The organism is Planktotalea sp. (assembly GCF_049680325.1).
Lineage (GTDB): Bacteria > Pseudomonadota > Alphaproteobacteria > Rhodobacterales > Rhodobacteraceae > Planktotalea.
Window position 1 is genome coordinate 12917 of sequence record NZ_JBAUHO010000146.1, and the last position, 17097, is coordinate 30013.

Genomic DNA, 17097 nt, shown 5'->3' on the forward strand with positions numbered 1-17097 from the left:
TCACCCCTTGGAACACTCGCGAGCGATCAACTCCCCGTGGGTTTTTGTTTCGAAAGTTGTACCAGCAAGATGCCAATAGTGATCACAATAACGCCGACAATGTCCATTTTGCCCAAGGCTTCGCCAAGCAACAGCGCTGCGATTGCCACGCCAAAGAACGGATTGAGGAAGTGGAACGTAGAAGCACGCACCGCACCAATGCGCTCGACAAGGCTGAACCATATGAATGTCGCAACGAGCCCGGGAACCAAAGTCGTATAGGCAAAGGCAAACGTCCATCTAAGCGACAAGTTGACGTAAAGCGTTTCAGTGAAGGCGGAAACAACGCCAAGGATGATTGCACCGACGAACATTTGCAGCCCGACAATCATCAAAAGGTTCCCCCCCGAAGACGCCCCGCGCATGGCGAGGGTGGCGATGCTTAGCGCCAGCGCGCCTACGACGCACAGCGCCATGCCCACGAGGTCGGCATTGCCGCCAAAGCGGGCACCCATGATGATAACAACCCCGACTATGCCAAGGAGCAATCCGATAACGCCTTGCACAGGCAAGCGATCCTTCAAGAAGACCCAGCCGATCCCTGCTACAAGCAGCGGCATTGTCGAGGCAATAATCGAGGCAAGCGAGGCTTCAACAGTTTGCATCGCTACAAAGTTCAAGCCCAGATAAAGCGCGTTCTGGCACAAGCCGAATACGAAGACCGATCGCCACTGCGAAGGCGTCAAGTTCCAATGCTGCCCGAGCGCCTTGGCAATTGCGACACCGATCAACCCAGACAAAAAGAACCGCAAACTGAGCGAGGCCAACGGCGGAGCGTCTTGCACGATTATGCGCGCAGAAGTGAAGGCACTGGACCACATTATTGCGAAGGCCAACCCCATGAGAAGGGCGCGAATATCCATGGGTGTCTCCGAATTGAAAAAGGGCCGCTCAATTAGAGCGACCCTTAATCAAATTCATTGCAGATGCAATTAGCCGTTCACGCCATCTTTCAGCGCTTTTGCGATCGTCATTTTGACAACCTTGTCTGCGTCTTTCTTGATTTGCTCACCCGTTGCAGGGTTGCGAACCATACGCTCAGGACGCTCACGGCAATAGATTTTGCCAACGCCAGGAAGTGTGACAGCGCCGCCGCCGGATACTTCGCGTGTGATCAACGCACATACCGCGTCAAGCGCCGTGCCTGCAGCTTTCTTGTCTGCGCCCATTTCGTCAGCCAGTGCAGCGACCAGTTGAGTTTTCGTCATTGGTTTTGCCATGTTCATGGTCTCCCTATACTGCCCGTATATTGGGCCTCTACTGGCACATCTAACGGTATCTTGACCCATAGCACAACGGATAGCAGAGCAAAAAAGTGCAAAAAACAGGTGTTTTTGCAAGTTTCCTAAGGGTCAAAGGAAGGCAGTCTCGTGAAAAGAGCGCAATTTTCGACTATGAATACGTTCTAGCGGCATTTCGCTTAGAGTTTCCATTGCCTTTATTCCGATCATTAAATGGCGTGCAACCTGCGTTTTGTAAAAATCCGAGGCCATTCCAGGCAGTTTCAATTCGCCGTGCAGGGGTTTGTCGGAAACGCACAAAAGCGTGCCATAGGGAACGCGAAAACGAAATCCGTTCGCGGCAATTGTCGCGCTTTCCATGTCCAGAGCGATTGCGCGGGACTGTGACAGGCGTTGGACGGGGCCATCCTGATCGCGCAATTCCCAGTTGCGGTTATCTACCGAGGCGACCGTGCCCGTTCGCATGATACGCTTTAGATCATAACCCTGAAGCTCGGTGACCTCAGCCACGGCGGTTTCCAGTGCGATCTGGATTTCCGCCAATGCCGGAATTGGCACCCAGACGGGCAAGTCATCATCAAGCACGCGATCTTCGCGCAAGTAAGCATGAGCCAGCACAAAGTCGCCCAAGCTTTGCGAATTGCGCAGGCCTGCGCAATGGCCGACCATAAGCCACGCATGGGGCCGCAACACCGCGACGTGATCGGTCGCCGTTTTGGCGTTCGAGGGGCCGACGCCGATATTTACCAAAGTTATTCCGCCGCCATCTGCCTTTTTCAAATGATAGGTTGGCATTTGCGGCGTTTTTGATGTGGGATCAATGACGCCGTCGGGGTCAGTGATCTCTACATTCCCGGTGCTGACAAAACTCGTATAGCCGCTCTTAGGATCGCTAAGCTGTTGGCGCGCGTAGGCTTCGAACTCCGACACATAAAACTGGTAGTTGGTGAACAACACGTGGTTCTGAAAATGGCCAGGGTCTGTCGCCGTATAATGTGCAAGGCGGGCGAGCGAATAGTCCACGCGCTGCGCCGTAAACGGTGCGAGCGGCTCTGTTCCGTCCTCTGGCAGCGTATGCGTGCCATTAACGATGTCGTCATTCGTTGTGCTTAGATCAGGTACGTCAAATACATCACGCAATGTGAATTCGGCGGCACCATCCTGCGGGACGGAAATGCTTGCATCATTGGCAACGGCGAAATGGACCGGAATCGGCGTGTCGGAAACACCGATGCCGACGGCGACATCGTGATTTGCAATCAGCAGCTTGATTTGCTGTTCAAGGTATTTCGCGAACAGATCAGGTCGCGTGATTGTCGCGGCATGTGTGCCGGGGGATGACACATGGCCGAAACTGAGGCGGCTATCAATCTTCGCAAAGCTGGTCGTGGTAATCCTGATTTCTGGATAGAACGCGCGATAGCGGTGACCGGGATGACCACTTTGCATGGTTTGTGTAAAGCGCGCGCATAAGAATGACGTTGCTTGCTCGTATAGCTTTATCAACTGCGCAACCGCAGCTTTCGGATCGCGAAAGGCCTGCGGATGCGGTGCCTCGGGCGTTACAATTGTCGTTTGGTTCATAAAACCCTCAATTCGCCGAGCTTTCAAAGAGCTCGGTCAGTTCAAATTTCGTCACGTCTACAAGACCAAGGTCAGAAATCCTGATTTCAGGGATCACGACCAGCGCAAGAAGCGAGTGCTGCATATAAGCGTTGTTCAAGCTACAGCCGCAGTCTTGCATTGCCTGTACCATCGCTTCGGCCTTGCGCGCGACCTCTTTGGCAGGGCTATCCGACATCAGGCCTGCGATCGGCAATTCAACCAATGCCAGCTCTTTGCCGTCTTTCCAGACAGTGATGCCACCGCCAACGTCTGAAAGCCGGTTCGCGGCCGCAGCCATCATTTCACGGTCAGTTCCGACAACGATCATATGGTGGCTGTCATGGGCCACGGTTGAGGCCATCGCCATTTTGCCCTTATAGCCGAACCCGGAAACAAACCCGTTGACCACGCCGCCCGTCGCGCGGTGGCGTTCGACCAGTGCGATCTGGCATATGTCGCCCTGGCCCTCGGTTTCAACCAGACCATCGCGCACGGGCAGGTCGGCTTTCAGCGCTTTTGTCGGCGCTTGGTTCTCTATCACGCCAATTACATTGGCGCGCACAGTATTGGAACCTTCGGGTGCGCGGATATCAAAGTCACTCGCAGCTTTTGCAGGCCCCATATTCACAGTGCTGCGCGCATGGCGCGGCCATTCAAAGTGTGGGCAGTCCACCTCGCAAATACCATGGCGCGCAACTGTCACGCCGCGGGCTATGACATGTTCAATAGGCAGCTTTTGCAGATCAGAAGTCAGAATCACATCCGCGCGCCGCCCGGGCGAAATCGAACCCAACTCACGCTCCAACCCGAAATGGGTCGCTGTATTGATCGTCGCCATTTGCAACGCGATCAGCGGATCACAGCCGCATTCAATCGCATGACGCACCACGCGGTTCATATGGCCCTCATTCACGATGGTGCCGGAATGACTGTCGTCAGTGCACAGTATAAAGCTGCGCGGATCGAGACCTTTTTCAGTCACAGCTGTGATCTGGCTTTCCACATCATACCAAGCAGAGCCCAAACGCATCATATGACGCATGCCTTGGCGTGCGCGTGCAATCGCATCGGCCTCGCAGGTGCCCTCGTGATCGTCTGCCGCGCCGCCCGCTGCATAGGCGTGAAAAGCTGGGCCAAGATCGGGCGATGCGTAATGCCCGCCCACGGTTTTGCCAGCATTCTGCGTCGCGGCCATTTCCGCAAGCATCTGCGGATCGCCGTTCACCACGCCCGGAAAGTTCATCATCTCGCCCAGCCCGATGATCCCTGGCCATGCCATGGCCTCGGTCACATCTTCAGCACTGATCTCGAAACCTGTCGTTTCCAACCCCGGCGCAGACGGTGCGCAGGAAGGCATCTGGGTGAAGATGTTGATCGGTTGCATCAACGCCTCGTCATGCATCATGCGCACGCCGCTTAGGCCAAGCACATTGGCGATCTCATGCGGATCAGTGAACATGCTTGTCGTGCCATGGGGTATGACCGCGCGCGCAAATTCCGCAGGGGTCAGCATCCCGCTTTCGATATGCATATGACCATCGCACAGCCCGGGGATCATGTAGCGCCCCTCAGCCTCGATCACCTCTGTGCCTTCACCGATGCAATGGGAGGCATCAGGCCCGCAATAGGCAAAGCGCCCGTCAGCAATGGCCAGATCGTGGTTTTCCAATGTCTCGCGGGTGTGCACATTCACCCATGTGCCGCCCTTGATTACAAGGTCTGCCGCAGCGCGCCCTGCTGCTACGGCGACCAACCTTGGTGCGCTTTGCGCCCATGTCTTAAAATCTGTTTCGCTCATGTCCAAAGTTGACATGCCCTTATGCGATGTTCAAGCATCGTCTTGAGTGCAAAGAGGAGCACTAAAATGGACTTCGAAACAGTTGACCCGGCAGACTTCGGGGCCTCCCTTAGCGGGCTTGGCCTGAATATTCTGGTGCGCGATGTTGTGGCCGAGGCGAGGTTCCTGAGTGAAGTGTTCGGGATTGGTGCGCACCGCGTAACGGCTGACTTTGCAATCATGACCTATGAAGGACAGGTGTTCCAATTGCACAGCGACGCCACATACCATTCGCATCCTTTGCCCTCGCTCATTCCTGAATCCGGCCCGCGCGGCGGCGGTGCGCAGTTTCATTTGTTTGCGACGGATCCAGATATAGCAGCTGGCAAAGCGCAAGCCCTAGGCGGGCATATTCTGCAAGGGCCTGCCAACAAGCCACATGGTTTGCGCGAGGCCTGCATACTTTGCCCCAACGGGTACGCGTGGGTTCCGTCACGCACCCTGAAACAAGAAGAAAGAGACGCTCAATGACCCAGTCAAACCTGCCTAATATGGACCACTGGCAAGAGCGCGTTGATCTAGCTGCCGCCTTCCGCTGGACTGCGCGTTTGAATATGCATGAAGCAGTGGCAAACCATTTTTCGCTGGCGATCAATGACGATGGAACGCGTTTCCTGATGAATCCGAACCAGATGCATTTCAGCAGGATCAAAGCCTCTGATCTGATTGTTGTCGATGCGAATGATCCCGAGACGCTGGAAGGACCGGATGCCCCTGACCCCACAGCGTGGGGCCTCCATGGCGGGATGCACCGGCACTGCGCCCACGCGCGCTGCGCAATGCACGTGCATTCGCCCTTTGCCACGGTGCTGGCTTCGCTCGCCGACAGCCGTTTGCCGCCCATAGATCAAAACAGCGCGACTTTTTACAATCGCATCGTGGTTGACGAAAACTACGGCGGCCTCGCTTTTGAAGAAGAAGGCGAACGCTGTGCCCAGTTGTTCGACGACCCCAAGAAAAAGGTCATGGTCATGGGCAACCATGGCATCATGATAATCGGCACAACGGTTGCAGAAACCTTCAATCGGCTATTCTATTTTGAACGCTCTTGCGAAACCTACATTCGCGCATTGCAGACAGGTCAACCGCTGCGCGTTCTTTCCGACAAGATTGCCGAAAAGACCGCCAGGGAGCTGGAAACCTATCCCGAACAGGACGAACGACACCTGTCCGAACTTAAAGCCATCCTTGATGAGGACGGGAGCAACTACGCTTCTTAACGACGGAGTAAAGAATGTCGGACCCTGTTTCAAAAGACTGGAACTATCACCCTGATTTGCCCCTGGCGGATCCGTCAATTTTTGTCTGGCCGCCGCGCGCAGGGTTTCTTGCGCGTTGGTTTGCGCGCAACTGGCTAAGCCTGTCGGAGCGGGTGATGATGGTTTTGCTGGCTGCCGCGCTCTGGCTATGGGTCTATCCCGATTTCAGCGTTGCCGCGACGTGGCAATGGGGCTGGGTGCTTCATGTCTGGCTCGCAAATCTGGCGCTGGTATTCATCTGCGCCGGTGCGTTGCACTGGTATTTCTTCATGCGCAAAGGGCAGGGGATGCGGCTGAAATTCGACAAACGCGACATGGCCAAAGGCAACGCGCTATGGAGTTTTCGCAATCAGGTACATGATAATATGTACTGGTCGCTCGGCTCCGGGGTTTTCTTCCTGACGGCCTTTCAGGTGGTGACGATGTGGCTTATGGCGAATGGCTATGCGCTGACGATCACGCCCATGTCCAATCCGATCTGGTTCGTACTTTCGCTGATCCTGCTACCAATCTGGTCGGCGTTCCATTTCTACTGGGTGCACCGCCTATTGCATGTGCCGCTGCTCTACACGCATGTGCACTCTTTGCATCATCGTAATGTGAATGTCGGCCCTTGGTCGGGCTTTTCCATGCACCCGGTTGAGCATTTGCTTTATTGCTCCTCGCTTTGCATTCACTGGATCGTGCCTAGCGATCCGATCCTTGTTCTGTTCCATGTTATCTATCTTGGCCCTGGCGCGGCGATGACACACACGGGCTATGAAGACCTACTGATAAAGGACAAGCGCCGCCTCGCGCTGGGCACCTTTTATCATCAGCTGCATCACCGATATTACGAGTGCAACTATGGCAATCAGGAAATGCCATGGGATCGCTGGTTCGGCACGTTTCACAACGGCACGCCCGAGGGCACGGCAGAAACGCGTGCGCGTAAAAAACAGATGTATTCCTAGGCGGGCCTTAGCTGCCACAATCGGGTGAGGTTCTTGGTGTAAACGCTCTATCTTGCGCTGTGATAGATCAGGGTCGTCTGTCAGTGCAGTTGTGAAACCTTCTGCACCGTATCTTGCAACCTTGTTATTACGCGTCCACATAAGCGGAATGGAAAAACATCTGCTTTCTTTTGGTCATGGGTATTCCGCGCGTGCACTAACACCTTTGCTTCTTGCGCAGGGGTTCGCCATTACGGGAACAACCCGCAGCGTGGAAAAGCGCAGCGCTCTAAAGGCGACGGGGATCACGCCCGTCATTTGGCCCGGCGGCGATCTGAGCGAAGCGCTGAAGCGAGCAACCCACCTGTTGATCTCGGCTGGCCCGTCTGAATCGGGTGATCCTGTACTTGCAGATCTGCGCGATCAAATCACAGTGCACGCGCCCAACCTTGAATGGGTCGGCTATCTGTCCACTACCGGTGTTTATGGCGACACAGGCGGTGATTGGGTCGATGAGGCAAGCCCGCTCAGCCCCGCCACCAAACGTGGTCAAATGCGCGTCGCGGCGGAAGCCGCATGGCAATCCGTTCCCGGCCTACCTCTCCACATCTTCCGTCTTGCTGGAATTTATGGCCCCGGGCGCGGCCCTTTTTCCAAAGTGCGTGCAGGCACTGCGCGGCGGATCATCAAAGCGGGTCAGGTGTTCAGCCGTATCCATGTCGAAGACATCGCGCAGGTTCTGGCGGCCTCTATAGCGCGGCCTAATCCTGGTGCAATTTACAACCTTTGCGACGATGATCCTGCGCCCCCGCAGGATGTGATAGCCCATGCCGCGGAATTGCTCGGCTTGCCATTGCCACCCGAGGTAGATTTCGACACGGCTGAAATGACGCCAATGGCGCGCAGCTTCTATGCTGAAAGCAAGCGAGTGCGAAACGAGCTGATAAAGCGCGAACTGGGTGTCAAACTCCGCTATGCCGACTATCGCAGCGGCCTTGCCAGTTTGCTCGCGTCAGAGCGCGCTTCGAGCAAGTGTTGAAAGCGCTGGCTTAGGCAAAATCGAGAGTGTGCGCATCACCTGTGCACGGCAGTCAAACCCGGCGAAATCGGAACCAAAAAGCGCGTCTGGCACATCGGGCATTTTCAAAGCCAGCTTACGCCAGCGATGCACAACCAAAGTCCGTAGGGTTGCGGTTTGAAGGGGTGTAAATGGGTCATCAGCATCGGTGCCAAGATCAAGTAATTGCAAAGCTGCGGACAGGTCTTTGAATGCACAAACAAGAGTTGACGGAACCAATGTCTGACTAAGCCATTCAGGCACAGGACCTAAGTGTCCTTGTAAAACCAGCGCGTCGCTTGGGGGCGCAGTATTGGTGCCATTGGCAAGATAAACACCCGGGGCAATCGCAACATACCCGTCTTTTTGCAAGCTGCCGGAACGCGTGTTTTCATCGCTTGAAAAAACGCTGGGAAAGCAAAGAATATGCCAATCGGGCTCGGCGTCTTGCGCGTTGGCATAGATGCGTTTGCTCGCGCGTGCGCTTTGCTCATACCCTGTCACGCTTAGATGATGAAGTGCTTCACGGCCACGCTTCTTCGCTTCAAGCCAACCGTCATTGCGCAAACGATGCAACGCGACGCGCATCGCTTCGGGCCGCACGTTTATCGGAGAAAGAATATCACCAAGAACAGGCCCGGAAATCATCTCTTCCGGTCGCTGCGCCAAATCGCCAAAAACAGTGACGATCAAGGACCAAACCCGCGGAGCTTCAGTCCCCGCGAGCACATTGATTGCATCGTGAAATACATCGTCCTTCATTTTGCCAGATAAACTCCCCCCGGAGGGTCGATTGGCAAAGGCCGATCAGACCGACATGCAGATGTATTTCATTTCAAGGTAGTCTTCGATTCCGTGGTGGCTGCCCTCGCGGCCCAATCCAGACTGCTTGACGCCGCCAAATGGCGCGACCTCGGTTGAAATAATACCGGTGTTCACACCGACGATGCCGTATTCCAATGCTTCCGCAACCTTGTAAACACGGCTCAGGTCCTTGGCATAAAAATACGAGGCCAGACCAAAGATCGTGTCATTCGCCAAAGCGATGACTTCATCTTCATCGTCAAACTTGAAAAGCGGTGCGAGTGGGCCAAAGGTTTCTTCCGTCGACACGGCCATTTCTTTGGTCGCGCCCGTCACAATAGTCGGGGCAAAGAAGTTTCCGCTAAGGCCGGCGTTGTTATCACCAAGGATAACCTGTCCGCCTTTTGCCTTTGCATCCGCGATATGTTCAGCAACTTTTGCGCCTGCATCAGGGTTGATGAGCGGCCCGAAGTCGGTACCGTCTTCCAGCCCGTCACCTACCTTCATTGCACCCACGCGTTCGGCCAGTTTGGCAGCGAAAGCGTCATAGATGCCAGCCTGCACATAGATGCGGTTTGCACAAACACATGTTTGACCGTTGTTACGGAACTTGCACATGATCGCGCCCTCAACCGCCGCGTCCAGATCGGCATCGTCGAAAACGATAAATGGTGCGTTGCCACCCAGCTCCATAGAGCACTTCATCACTTGATCCGCAGCTTGGCGCATCAGAATACGGCCCACTTCGGTTGAGCCTGTAAAGGTTAGCTTGCGCACTGCAGGGTTTTCACAAAACTCTTTGCCAATCTCGCTGGAACGCGAAGATGGCAGAATGTTCAAAACGCCCGCTGGAATGCCCGCGCGCTCGGCAAGAACGCCCATGACCAAGGCGGAAAGCGGTGTTTCAGCCGCTGGACGTGCAACCATTGCGCAGCCCGCAGCCAAGGCTGGCGCGGCCTTGCGGGTAATCATCGCGTTGGGAAAATTCCACGGTGTAATAGAGGCGGCAACGCCAATCGGTTGCTTAATCACGGTAATGCGTTTGTCGGGTTGGTGGCCGGGGATCGTCTCGCCGTAGATGCGTTTGGCTTCTTCGGCGAAGAACTCGATGAACGACGCGCCATAGGCAATTTCGCCTTTTGCTTCGGCGAGTGGTTTACCCTGCTCGGCGGTCAGAATAATCCCGAGATCATCCTGATTTTCCATCATCAAATCATACCACTTGCGCATGATATTCGCGCGTTCTTTGCCTGTCTTCCTGGCCCATTCTTTCTGGGCAACTTCTGCTTGCGCGATTGCACCCGCAACCTGAGCCCGGCTCAGATCGGCGACCTTAGCAATCACGTCGCCGCGCGCGGGGTTGGTTACGTCAAACGTCGCTCCGCCTTCACCATCGACCCATTCTCCGCCGATATAGGCTTTGGTTGCCAGCAAGCTGGGGTCTTTCAAAAGCCCTGCAAGATTTGTCGCGCTGTCTAACATTGTCGTCTCCCGTGTCAGATGTTGGGTATTGGCAAACCATGTGACAGCGCGCTTGTCCAGTATTTGTTAGGTGCATGATATCACGCAGCTTACGTTACAGCGCATTTTGGGCATCGATACGGCGCGCATAGTCCGCAGAACACAGGTTAGTTGGTGCGCAGCGAAATCCATTCGCTTAACCCTTTTGCGATACCGAGGTCACAAAGCGCGTCCGGAGCTGCGCGAAGTTATCAACGGGTGCGAGGAGCCAGCCCCTCGCGCTCCCCGGGATATTTCTGGAGAGAGGAAACACAGACCTCACGCTTGTAGGTTCGGTGTGGCTAAAGATTCGGGAAGTAATCCTCGCACTCTCCGTCGCGGTAAACGTCAGCCGTGCAGCAATGAAGGCCCCCGCCAAAGGCATAGGCATCACGTAGCTCAACCTCGACAACTTCCATGCCTAGCTTGTCCATCTGCTCGGCCTGATAGACCTCGGACTTTTCAACGCAGACGGTTTTAGGATCAAGCACCAACACGTTCATCGACAGCCAAGTAGAGGAATAGCATAGGGGCGGCGGCGCATTATGTGCAGGTTGCGCGGCATCGACAATTTCCCAACCGTTCTTTTCAAACATGCCGCGTTGCTCTTCGGGCAGGCGGCGCTGCGGATTGTTCAGGATTAGCCCCGGACGCAGCGGCGTAAAGGTTGCGTCGATGTGGATCGGGTAGGGATCACCGGGGAAGTTCACAGTGTGTACGCGGTGATCGGGGAAGTGACGGCGCAGCCACTCGATGCCTTTTTCATTGGTGGTAAACCCGTGCTGCACGACGAGATCCTTGCCGAAGCGCAACACGTCGGCGGCATCGAACAAAGGCTCTTCCTCTGTCGTGACAAAGAACTTCTTGGCCGCCCATTCCAGACGCTTTGCATCGCCGATTTTTTCGGACAGATAATCGGGATGATAGTCCGCATCGGTCAGACGCGGCTTTGGCGCGCTTTCGTGGCGAAACAGCGGGTCTTCGTTGAAGTATTGCTGCATCAAGGGGCGGTAGTTCAGGTATTCGAACCAGCGGCAGCGATAGGACATCGTCGCCTCTAACATCTCGCGGCCAACCGTTAGCAAAACGTCGCGGGGCGGCATGCAGCCGAACTGGCTTTCGGTATGGAAATCGGGGGTGGTCGCCGGGAGAGAGTGGTCAATCGGCGTCGGGCGATCCACACGAATACCGCGCTTTGCAAGCATCGCCGCAAAGTTGTCGAGCAGCTCGTTCGCGCGATCGATGGTTTCTTGCGGGCGACGTCCCCATTGACCGCGCATATCGCTGTCTTCGGGCACTTTTGCATCGAGCGCCGGTTCTTCTGGCGGGATATGACAATCATCGGCGCGGCCGACAATCACATGGCGCAGCCGGTCCCACTCGTTCCAGCTTTTGACTTCGGTTTTCTCGGGGGACCAACTCATCGCGCTCTCCGTCTATAAGGCTATATTTTTCAGCATTCCTAGCCATCAGACTTCCCATCCGCCACGACATTTGCGACAATCTGTGCAATTCTTGAGACACAAGTGATGTAAAGCGCCTTCACATTTCTTATATCTCACCTAACAATTACACGACGGGAGAAATTTTATGTCTGATTTTGCAAGCCAAGTGGCTGAATCACAAGAACAAGTTGCGCAAGCGCAGTCCAAGATTTCCGAGCTGACCAGCCGGATAGAAATCGCACGCCAAAAAATGAAAGCAGGCGATGATGCGATGATCGACATCGAGAACGCCAATCTGGAAGATGTGCACGCCCACACGGACGTGATGAACGCCAATATCGCAGAGCTGATTATGGGGCTGGATGATGTCACCGCGGCCTTCTCGAAAGACTTTGACGAGATGCGCAACAAGACGGGTTGGGAAAGCTTTGTTGGCATTTTCGCAGGTGCCAAGTCCGATGCGATGCGTCAGGAGCGCGTGCGCTCTGCTTCGATTGACGACAAATTGCAGGACCTGATTTCCAAATCCGACGTGATTACCAAATTACTAGAGGGCCAGCTGGCGGTTCTGAATGACCAAAAGAGCAAGGTGGAAGTGAACCTCGCCGAAACGCTGGACGAGCGTGAATTCACCGTGGGTGAGCTTGAGGATGTGAAAGCGCAGATCATGGCGTCCGATCCGAAAATCATCGCGCTTGAAGGCAAGATCGCGGTTGAGCAAGACGCCGCTGCGCGCACCAAGCTGGAAACAGAACTGGCGGATATGAACGCCAAATACAACGCGCTGGTTCAGGAGGAGCAAGTCAAGCTGGCCAAGTCCCAGACGCTCGAGCGCTATATCGAGAAGGGCAAGACCTGGATCGACTCGCTCCAGAACCAAGCGGCGACGCAGATGGTGCTGATTAACAAGCTGCAAACAGACACGAAGCAGCGTGTGGTTCTTTATGATGCCCTGACCAAATCCCTCAAGACCGCGCAGCAGCAAGACGTGGCGCACCGCATCAATGAAATTGGTGTCGAGACCGATCAAGAAGCGCAAACCGCCATGGCCGCGATTGGCACGGCGACGAACCAGCGCATGGCCGACATGATGGAAGCGCATGAAGATCACATGGTCTTTGCCCGCGATGTTTTGGAGGCCAAAGCGAAAGCGGACGAGCGTTTCGCGCGCCGCTTTGCGCAGATCGTCGAGAAGCATGATAGCAATGCGTATGGTGGGTAAACTAAAACGAGATGTATAGTTCGCCCAAAAGGCCAACCCAAAACCAAGCACTTCAGCTACTGATATGCTTAAGTGGCTATTTTTTGTTCATCTGGTTTAGCCCGAATGCGGCGTCTTTGATTGCCAGCCTTTCAAAACAAAACTGGCCTCTTCAAGCGTTTATGTTTTTTCAACTTCTTGTCATTTTTCCAATCGGCCCTTGGATTATTTTCCGGTTGATTAGGAATATTCTTAGAGTGCTCCGAGGTTGGCCGAAACTGGATCAATTCGATGGTGAAATGTGACTGACCCAACCCAAGATCACGCGGGCCTCAGCGATGCCTTCGCGTCGCGCCGCTATTTCCGCAAGTTCGGGAAGATCACCCAGCACCTGATGCGGGTCGCGGGGGTGATGCAGGCCGAAGGGCGGCTATCCAAAGATGACGTTGAGGTGATTACGCGCTATGTGACAAAGCTCTCGTTTACCTTCCGCGCGCTGAGCATGAAATATCTGCTCGTCGGGCGAGATACCGGGCAATTCTTTGGCTCGCTCTCCATGGACACGCGCGAGAGCGGGTTTCCGGTGCATCGTGAACTGCTGACCATGGCCAATGACGCGGCGCAAGCGGACAAACATCTGGCGAATATGCCCTCTGTGTCCGAGTATAAACAGCAGATGGTGCGACGGATTGTGGGTGATCTGGAATTGCCGACGAAGCTGCAATTCGCCCTGTCTCAGCGGCTCTATTACGAGGAACTTGCGCGCGGCGATCTGTTCTGGGCGCAGAATGATCCTGAATGTGTTTGGGTCGAGAATATCACGGAAGACCGCCGCAAATTCCTGATCCACTGGGCAGTTTATGACAGTCAGGTGAACCTGCCGGTTGTCTATCTGATGGAGCTTGAGGACAGCGGTCGCGCCGCCTTGCCGCGCGATCAGTATCGCTGGCCAGAAGTGCAATCGCATCTGATGGGGCAGGCGCTGGCAGGGCTGAAATTGCTAACGATTGCCAAAGGATTTGATGAGGCGTTCGATAATCTGCATCCCAAAAGCCTGCGGCGTTTCCATTTGGGGCCAATGTATTCTCATGGCTATACACGCCAAACGGGGCCGTTGCGTGAAGTTCTGGAAGAGGCAAAAGCGCCTGAAGGCGAGGATTGGGCGCTCGCGTGGACGCGCGAAGAGCTGGAAAGCGAACGTGTTGAACAAGAGCGTTCTGGTTGGTTCGGCAAAGTGGACCGCGAGGTCTTTGCGCTTGATCCGTTCGCCGGGCGAGGGGCCGATACAGGTGCGACGCGGATGGAGCGCAGTATCATCCTGCCCCAAAGGCCCTATCAGGTGTTGGAAGAGAAAGACCCGCCCGGATTTTCGTCGGTGCGCAAGTTTGTTGTTAGCGCTGAGGGTCGGGTGCTTAGTTACCGATGATACCTTGGTTCCTGGCGTCCCCTACGGGGTGAGTTTATTGGCAAAATGAAGTTATTTGGAGGGATTAGATGAGCGTGACAGCGGATCAGATGGAACTGCGTGAAGCGGATATTCAAAAGCACTATGCGGCGGCATTGGCACTTTTGCAGGGGTTCGATCATGCTCCGCGCGTGGCGAAAGCACGCGAAAGCGCTGCTGTCGAGAAATCCTCTGGAATTGGCACGCGGCGGCGGTTTCGCTCGACCACACCGGGGCTAGTAACGCGCTCAACCGTGCGCGCCGAGGGCGTGCAGCTGATCGCGCGAATTGAGGGGGATGAGGGCGCGTTGGTTTCGCCCTTGCAGGCGACTGTGATGAATTCCTTGCGCCGCGCTTTGGCAGTGGCGATGGCCGTTGCGGAGAATTATGCCGAGCAGGTCGGGCTGTCCGATCTGAAGCGCGCCAACCTGGAAGGGGGCGTTGCAGCCGGGAAAAAGGCGGAGTTTTCGGAGATGTTAACCGCTGAGGCGTTGATTTCGCTTTATGTGTTCGCCTCCGCGACTTCGTTTTTGTTGTCTTCCCATGCGAGCGAGGTCTCTGTGACTTTGGGTGAAGTTGAGGAAGTTCTAACCGACAACGCGCCGCTTGCGTTGCACGGCGCGCTTTGGGAGCTGGATCAGGATATCGCGGATCACGCTGAGGATGATGCCAAGCTGGTCGCGACTGTGATGGCGCATGCAGAGGCCTTGATGGAGAAGGTTGCCGCGCGCGCAGGTTCGGCGGGGCGATTGGAGGCGTTTACGTCTGCCAATTGGAAGGTCGAGGCGGATGATTTCGCGGTGCATGGCTTTACGCCAGCGGCCAAGGGCAAAGCGTCGAAACTGACCATGACGTTCAAAAAACCCAATGAGGTCGTCGGGAACCATATCGCAAAGTATCAGTCGATGAAGCTGGCGAAAATGCTGATGGCCTATGACTTTGAGCGCCGTTTAAACCCGTTTGCGGATCTTGGCGGATTTATCTTTACCTTCATGGGCGATGGCGCGCCGGGGACGGGCAAGACCACACTTATACAGATGATGGCGGGGCTGATTTCAGGTTATTGCGAGACGGCGGGCTATCCGTTCCGCTACCAGAACCTCTCCACCGACAATATCGACAGCTACCAAGGTAAATCAGGTCAGAACGCGAAGGCGTTTATCAATAATATTATTGATCCATCCGTGATCGGTTTCGGTACGATTGACGATATCGACCAGCTTGCGGGCAAGCGGGGGGATCGTCAGTCCTCGGCGGGCCAGCTCGAAATTACTGCGGTTCTGATGGAGAGTTTTGCAGGCGCGAACACAGTTGTGCGCGGCAATTGTACGTTCGGTATGTTCTCGAACTATCCTGAAAACGTGGACGATGCTTTGCGCCAACGTGCTGGCGCGCGCTTCTTGGTGGATGGGCCGCAAACGCGGGAGGACTACGTCGATATCCTTGCGCTCTTGATGGGTAAGAACCACGATATTCCGCTGGGCGAGCATGATCTGTTCGAGGCGCAAGCGATCCAGAAGGCGGTCGCGGCCAGCTTTGAGAGCCACGGAAAACCGCATGAGGAGGGGTTGGTTAAGGTCTTTGACGCTGTGCAGGCGCAAGTTGGCGAACTCGATACGATTGCGAAGCTGGGGACCTATCTGAAAGGTATTCAGGAGGCCGATGAACGCTTTACGGGCCGCGCGATCAAAAACATCACCGACGCCGTGAAAGTGCGCGCGATGGACTTTGAATTGCCCGATGAATGGATGGAGGAGCCGGAGTTGTTCCTTTTCAAAGACTACGACGCCAAGAAAGGCATGATTTCCGAGCTACGCCAGCCGATTACGGTGGACATGGTCATACAAGAGATCAACCGCTACGCCGACAGTGAGTTCCGCTATGCCGATAAGTCCGATGAAGTCGCGATTGATGCGATGGTGCGCGATTATGAGCGGACCGAAGTTGCGAAGAAGCGGTATTTGGCGGGGAAAGCCTAAGCTATGACCCTGTCGCAATGGCTCATCACTGGGGGAATTGTCAGCCTGCTTTGCGTCAGCGCGGCGCATTCCTATTTCGGCGAACGGCTGTTGCTGGGGCCGATGTTCAAGCGACGCGGCAATGGGGTTCTAGACAGCGATCTGGCGCGGATGGTGCTGCGCGGGGCGTGGCATTTGACGACTGTGATGTGGCTGCAAATGGCGGTGATCCTCGCGGTCCTCGGGTTTGGCGAGGCTGATCTGGGCCGGAGCGTGCTTTGGACCTTGGGCATTGGTTTTCTGGGTGTTGGCGTAGCTGACATGATCTGGAGCAAAGGGCGCCATATCGGCTGGCCCATTCTTGTGGCTGTTGGCGGGTTTTGTTTTGCTGCGGCTTGGGTGAATTGAGGGTATGATGAAACGTGTGAGAGATATTCTGGGCTGGCTTTTTCTGGTGACGCCTGTGGTTTGGGTGGTGCGTTTGTTTAGACGCGAACCGGTTAAGTAATGATAAACTGAAAGCACTGTTTTGGGTGATGCTAATTAGTGAAGTCAAAGTTTTTAAGGAGAGTAAAAATGTCTGATTGGATATATGTCGATAATTCTAATGTTTTTATTGAAGGACAAAGGGTGAGTGCAGTTGCTCAAAGTATGGAAGCAAACATCTATGATGCAATGAACAATAGCACGTTTGATCCCGAATATCGTATGGACTTCGGCAAATTATACCAATTCATTGCAGGCGATGAACCTGCTGATTCCGCTAGAGCTATGT

At 55.0% G+C, this 17097-nt stretch carries 16 protein-coding genes; 9 read left to right on the top strand and 7 right to left on the bottom strand.

Features of this window, described 5'->3' with window-relative positions:
- Positions 1–26: 26 nt before the first annotated feature.
- The 4 genes from WBC85_RS06550 to ade all read right to left on the bottom strand — a co-directional run bounded on the left by WBC85_RS06550 (position 27) and on the right by ade (position 4683).
- Positions 27–902, bottom strand: coding sequence for a DMT family transporter (locus WBC85_RS06550; protein WP_424434173.1), 876 nt, complete (start codon positions 900–902; stop codon positions 27–29).
- Positions 903–971: 69 nt separating this feature from the next.
- Positions 972–1259: an HU family DNA-binding protein gene (locus WBC85_RS06555; RefSeq protein ID WP_424434175.1), complete on the bottom strand. Its 288-nt coding sequence runs from the start codon at positions 1257–1259 to the stop codon at positions 972–974.
- Between the two features lie 132 nt (positions 1260–1391).
- Complete coding sequence (locus WBC85_RS06560) at positions 1392–2864, bottom strand: AMP nucleosidase (RefSeq protein WP_424434177.1); 1473 nt, start codon at positions 2862–2864, stop codon at positions 1392–1394.
- Between the two features lie 7 nt (positions 2865–2871).
- Positions 2872–4683, bottom strand: coding sequence for an adenine deaminase (gene ade / locus WBC85_RS06565; RefSeq protein ID WP_424434179.1), 1812 nt, complete (start codon positions 4681–4683; stop codon positions 2872–2874).
- 66 nt (positions 4684–4749) lie between these two features.
- On the opposite strand from ade, the gene WBC85_RS06570 reads away from it, so the two are divergent.
- The 4 genes from WBC85_RS06570 to WBC85_RS06585 all read left to right on the top strand — a co-directional run bounded on the left by WBC85_RS06570 (position 4750) and on the right by WBC85_RS06585 (position 7952).
- Positions 4750–5193 carry a VOC family protein gene (locus tag WBC85_RS06570; protein ID WP_424434181.1) on the top strand — a complete coding sequence of 148 codons (444 nt, stop codon included), beginning with the start codon at positions 4750–4752 and terminating at the stop codon, positions 5191–5193.
- A complete protein-coding gene (locus WBC85_RS06575) occupies positions 5190–5942 on the top strand; it encodes a class II aldolase and adducin N-terminal domain-containing protein (RefSeq protein WP_424434183.1) in 753 nt (250 codons plus the stop codon). The genes WBC85_RS06570 and WBC85_RS06575 overlap by 4 nt, the downstream gene beginning before the upstream one ends.
- Positions 5943–5956: 14 nt before the next feature.
- Positions 5957–6934 (top strand): sterol desaturase family protein, encoded by a 978-nt coding sequence (locus WBC85_RS06580; RefSeq protein WP_424434185.1) that lies wholly within the window; start codon positions 5957–5959, stop codon positions 6932–6934.
- 148 nt (positions 6935–7082) lie between these two features.
- A complete protein-coding gene (locus tag WBC85_RS06585; RefSeq protein ID WP_424434187.1) occupies positions 7083–7952 on the top strand; it encodes an SDR family oxidoreductase in 870 nt (289 codons plus the stop codon).
- Here the strand turns inward: WBC85_RS06585 and WBC85_RS06590 are convergent.
- From WBC85_RS06590 to WBC85_RS06600, 3 genes are all read right to left on the bottom strand, one after another.
- Complete coding sequence (locus WBC85_RS06590; RefSeq protein ID WP_424434189.1) at positions 7926–8732, bottom strand: PaaX family transcriptional regulator C-terminal domain-containing protein; 807 nt, start codon at positions 8730–8732, stop codon at positions 7926–7928. The genes WBC85_RS06585 and WBC85_RS06590 overlap by 27 nt on opposite strands.
- A gap of 45 nt (positions 8733–8777) precedes the next feature.
- Positions 8778–10256, bottom strand: coding sequence for an NAD-dependent succinate-semialdehyde dehydrogenase (locus WBC85_RS06595; RefSeq protein ID WP_424434191.1), 1479 nt, complete (start codon positions 10254–10256; stop codon positions 8778–8780).
- A 320-nt stretch (positions 10257–10576) separates the two neighbouring features.
- Complete coding sequence (locus tag WBC85_RS06600) at positions 10577–11698, bottom strand: serine/threonine protein kinase (protein WP_424434193.1); 1122 nt, start codon at positions 11696–11698, stop codon at positions 10577–10579.
- A gap of 166 nt (positions 11699–11864) precedes the next feature.
- Here WBC85_RS06600 and WBC85_RS06605 point away from each other — a divergent pair, with 166 nt between their 5' ends.
- The 5 genes from WBC85_RS06605 to WBC85_RS06625 all read left to right on the top strand — a co-directional run.
- Positions 11865–12941, top strand: coding sequence for a hypothetical protein (locus tag WBC85_RS06605; RefSeq protein ID WP_424434195.1), 1077 nt, complete (start codon positions 11865–11867; stop codon positions 12939–12941).
- A gap of 280 nt (positions 12942–13221) precedes the next feature.
- Positions 13222–14346, top strand: a complete 1125-nt coding sequence (locus WBC85_RS06610) for a hypothetical protein (RefSeq protein ID WP_424434198.1) — start codon at positions 13222–13224, stop codon at positions 14344–14346.
- Between the two features lie 68 nt (positions 14347–14414).
- Positions 14415–16343: an ATP-binding protein gene (locus tag WBC85_RS06615; RefSeq protein ID WP_424434201.1), complete on the top strand. Its 1929-nt coding sequence runs from the start codon at positions 14415–14417 to the stop codon at positions 16341–16343.
- Between the two features lie 3 nt (positions 16344–16346).
- Positions 16347–16730, top strand: coding sequence for a hypothetical protein (locus tag WBC85_RS06620; RefSeq protein WP_424434204.1), 384 nt, complete (start codon positions 16347–16349; stop codon positions 16728–16730).
- A 168-nt stretch (positions 16731–16898) separates the two neighbouring features.
- The coding region (locus tag WBC85_RS06625; RefSeq protein WP_424434207.1) for a hypothetical protein at positions 16899–17097 on the top strand (199 nt) is incomplete at its 3' end.

What these genes read in the sequence shown, in the direction of transcription:
- WBC85_RS06615 (WP_424434201.1), top strand. Translation starts at nt 14,415, where the DNA reads ATGAGCGTGACAGCGGATCAGATGGAACTGCGTGAAGCGGATATTCAA.
- WBC85_RS06585 (WP_424434187.1), top strand. Translation starts at nt 7,083, where the DNA reads ATGGAAAAACATCTGCTTTCTTTTGGTCATGGGTATTCCGCGCGTGCA.
- WBC85_RS06590 (WP_424434189.1), bottom strand. Translation starts at nt 8,732, where the DNA reads ATGAAGGACGATGTATTTCACGATGCAATCAATGTGCTCGCGGGGACT.
- WBC85_RS06550 (WP_424434173.1), bottom strand. Translation starts at nt 902, where the DNA reads ATGGATATTCGCGCCCTTCTCATGGGGTTGGCCTTCGCAATAATGTGG.
- WBC85_RS06595 (WP_424434191.1), bottom strand. Translation starts at nt 10,256, where the DNA reads ATGTTAGACAGCGCGACAAATCTTGCAGGGCTTTTGAAAGACCCCAGC.
- WBC85_RS06575 (WP_424434183.1), top strand. Translation starts at nt 5,190, where the DNA reads ATGACCCAGTCAAACCTGCCTAATATGGACCACTGGCAAGAGCGCGTT.
- ade (WP_424434179.1), bottom strand. Translation starts at nt 4,683, where the DNA reads ATGAGCGAAACAGATTTTAAGACATGGGCGCAAAGCGCACCAAGGTTG.
- WBC85_RS06620 (WP_424434204.1), top strand. Translation starts at nt 16,347, where the DNA reads ATGACCCTGTCGCAATGGCTCATCACTGGGGGAATTGTCAGCCTGCTT.
- WBC85_RS06560 (WP_424434177.1), bottom strand. Translation starts at nt 2,864, where the DNA reads ATGAACCAAACGACAATTGTAACGCCCGAGGCACCGCATCCGCAGGCC.
- WBC85_RS06570 (WP_424434181.1), top strand. Translation starts at nt 4,750, where the DNA reads ATGGACTTCGAAACAGTTGACCCGGCAGACTTCGGGGCCTCCCTTAGC.
- WBC85_RS06555 (WP_424434175.1), bottom strand. Translation starts at nt 1,259, where the DNA reads ATGGCAAAACCAATGACGAAAACTCAACTGGTCGCTGCACTGGCTGAC.
- WBC85_RS06600 (WP_424434193.1), bottom strand. Translation starts at nt 11,698, where the DNA reads ATGAGTTGGTCCCCCGAGAAAACCGAAGTCAAAAGCTGGAACGAGTGG.
- WBC85_RS06605 (WP_424434195.1), top strand. Translation starts at nt 11,865, where the DNA reads ATGTCTGATTTTGCAAGCCAAGTGGCTGAATCACAAGAACAAGTTGCG.
- WBC85_RS06580 (WP_424434185.1), top strand. Translation starts at nt 5,957, where the DNA reads ATGTCGGACCCTGTTTCAAAAGACTGGAACTATCACCCTGATTTGCCC.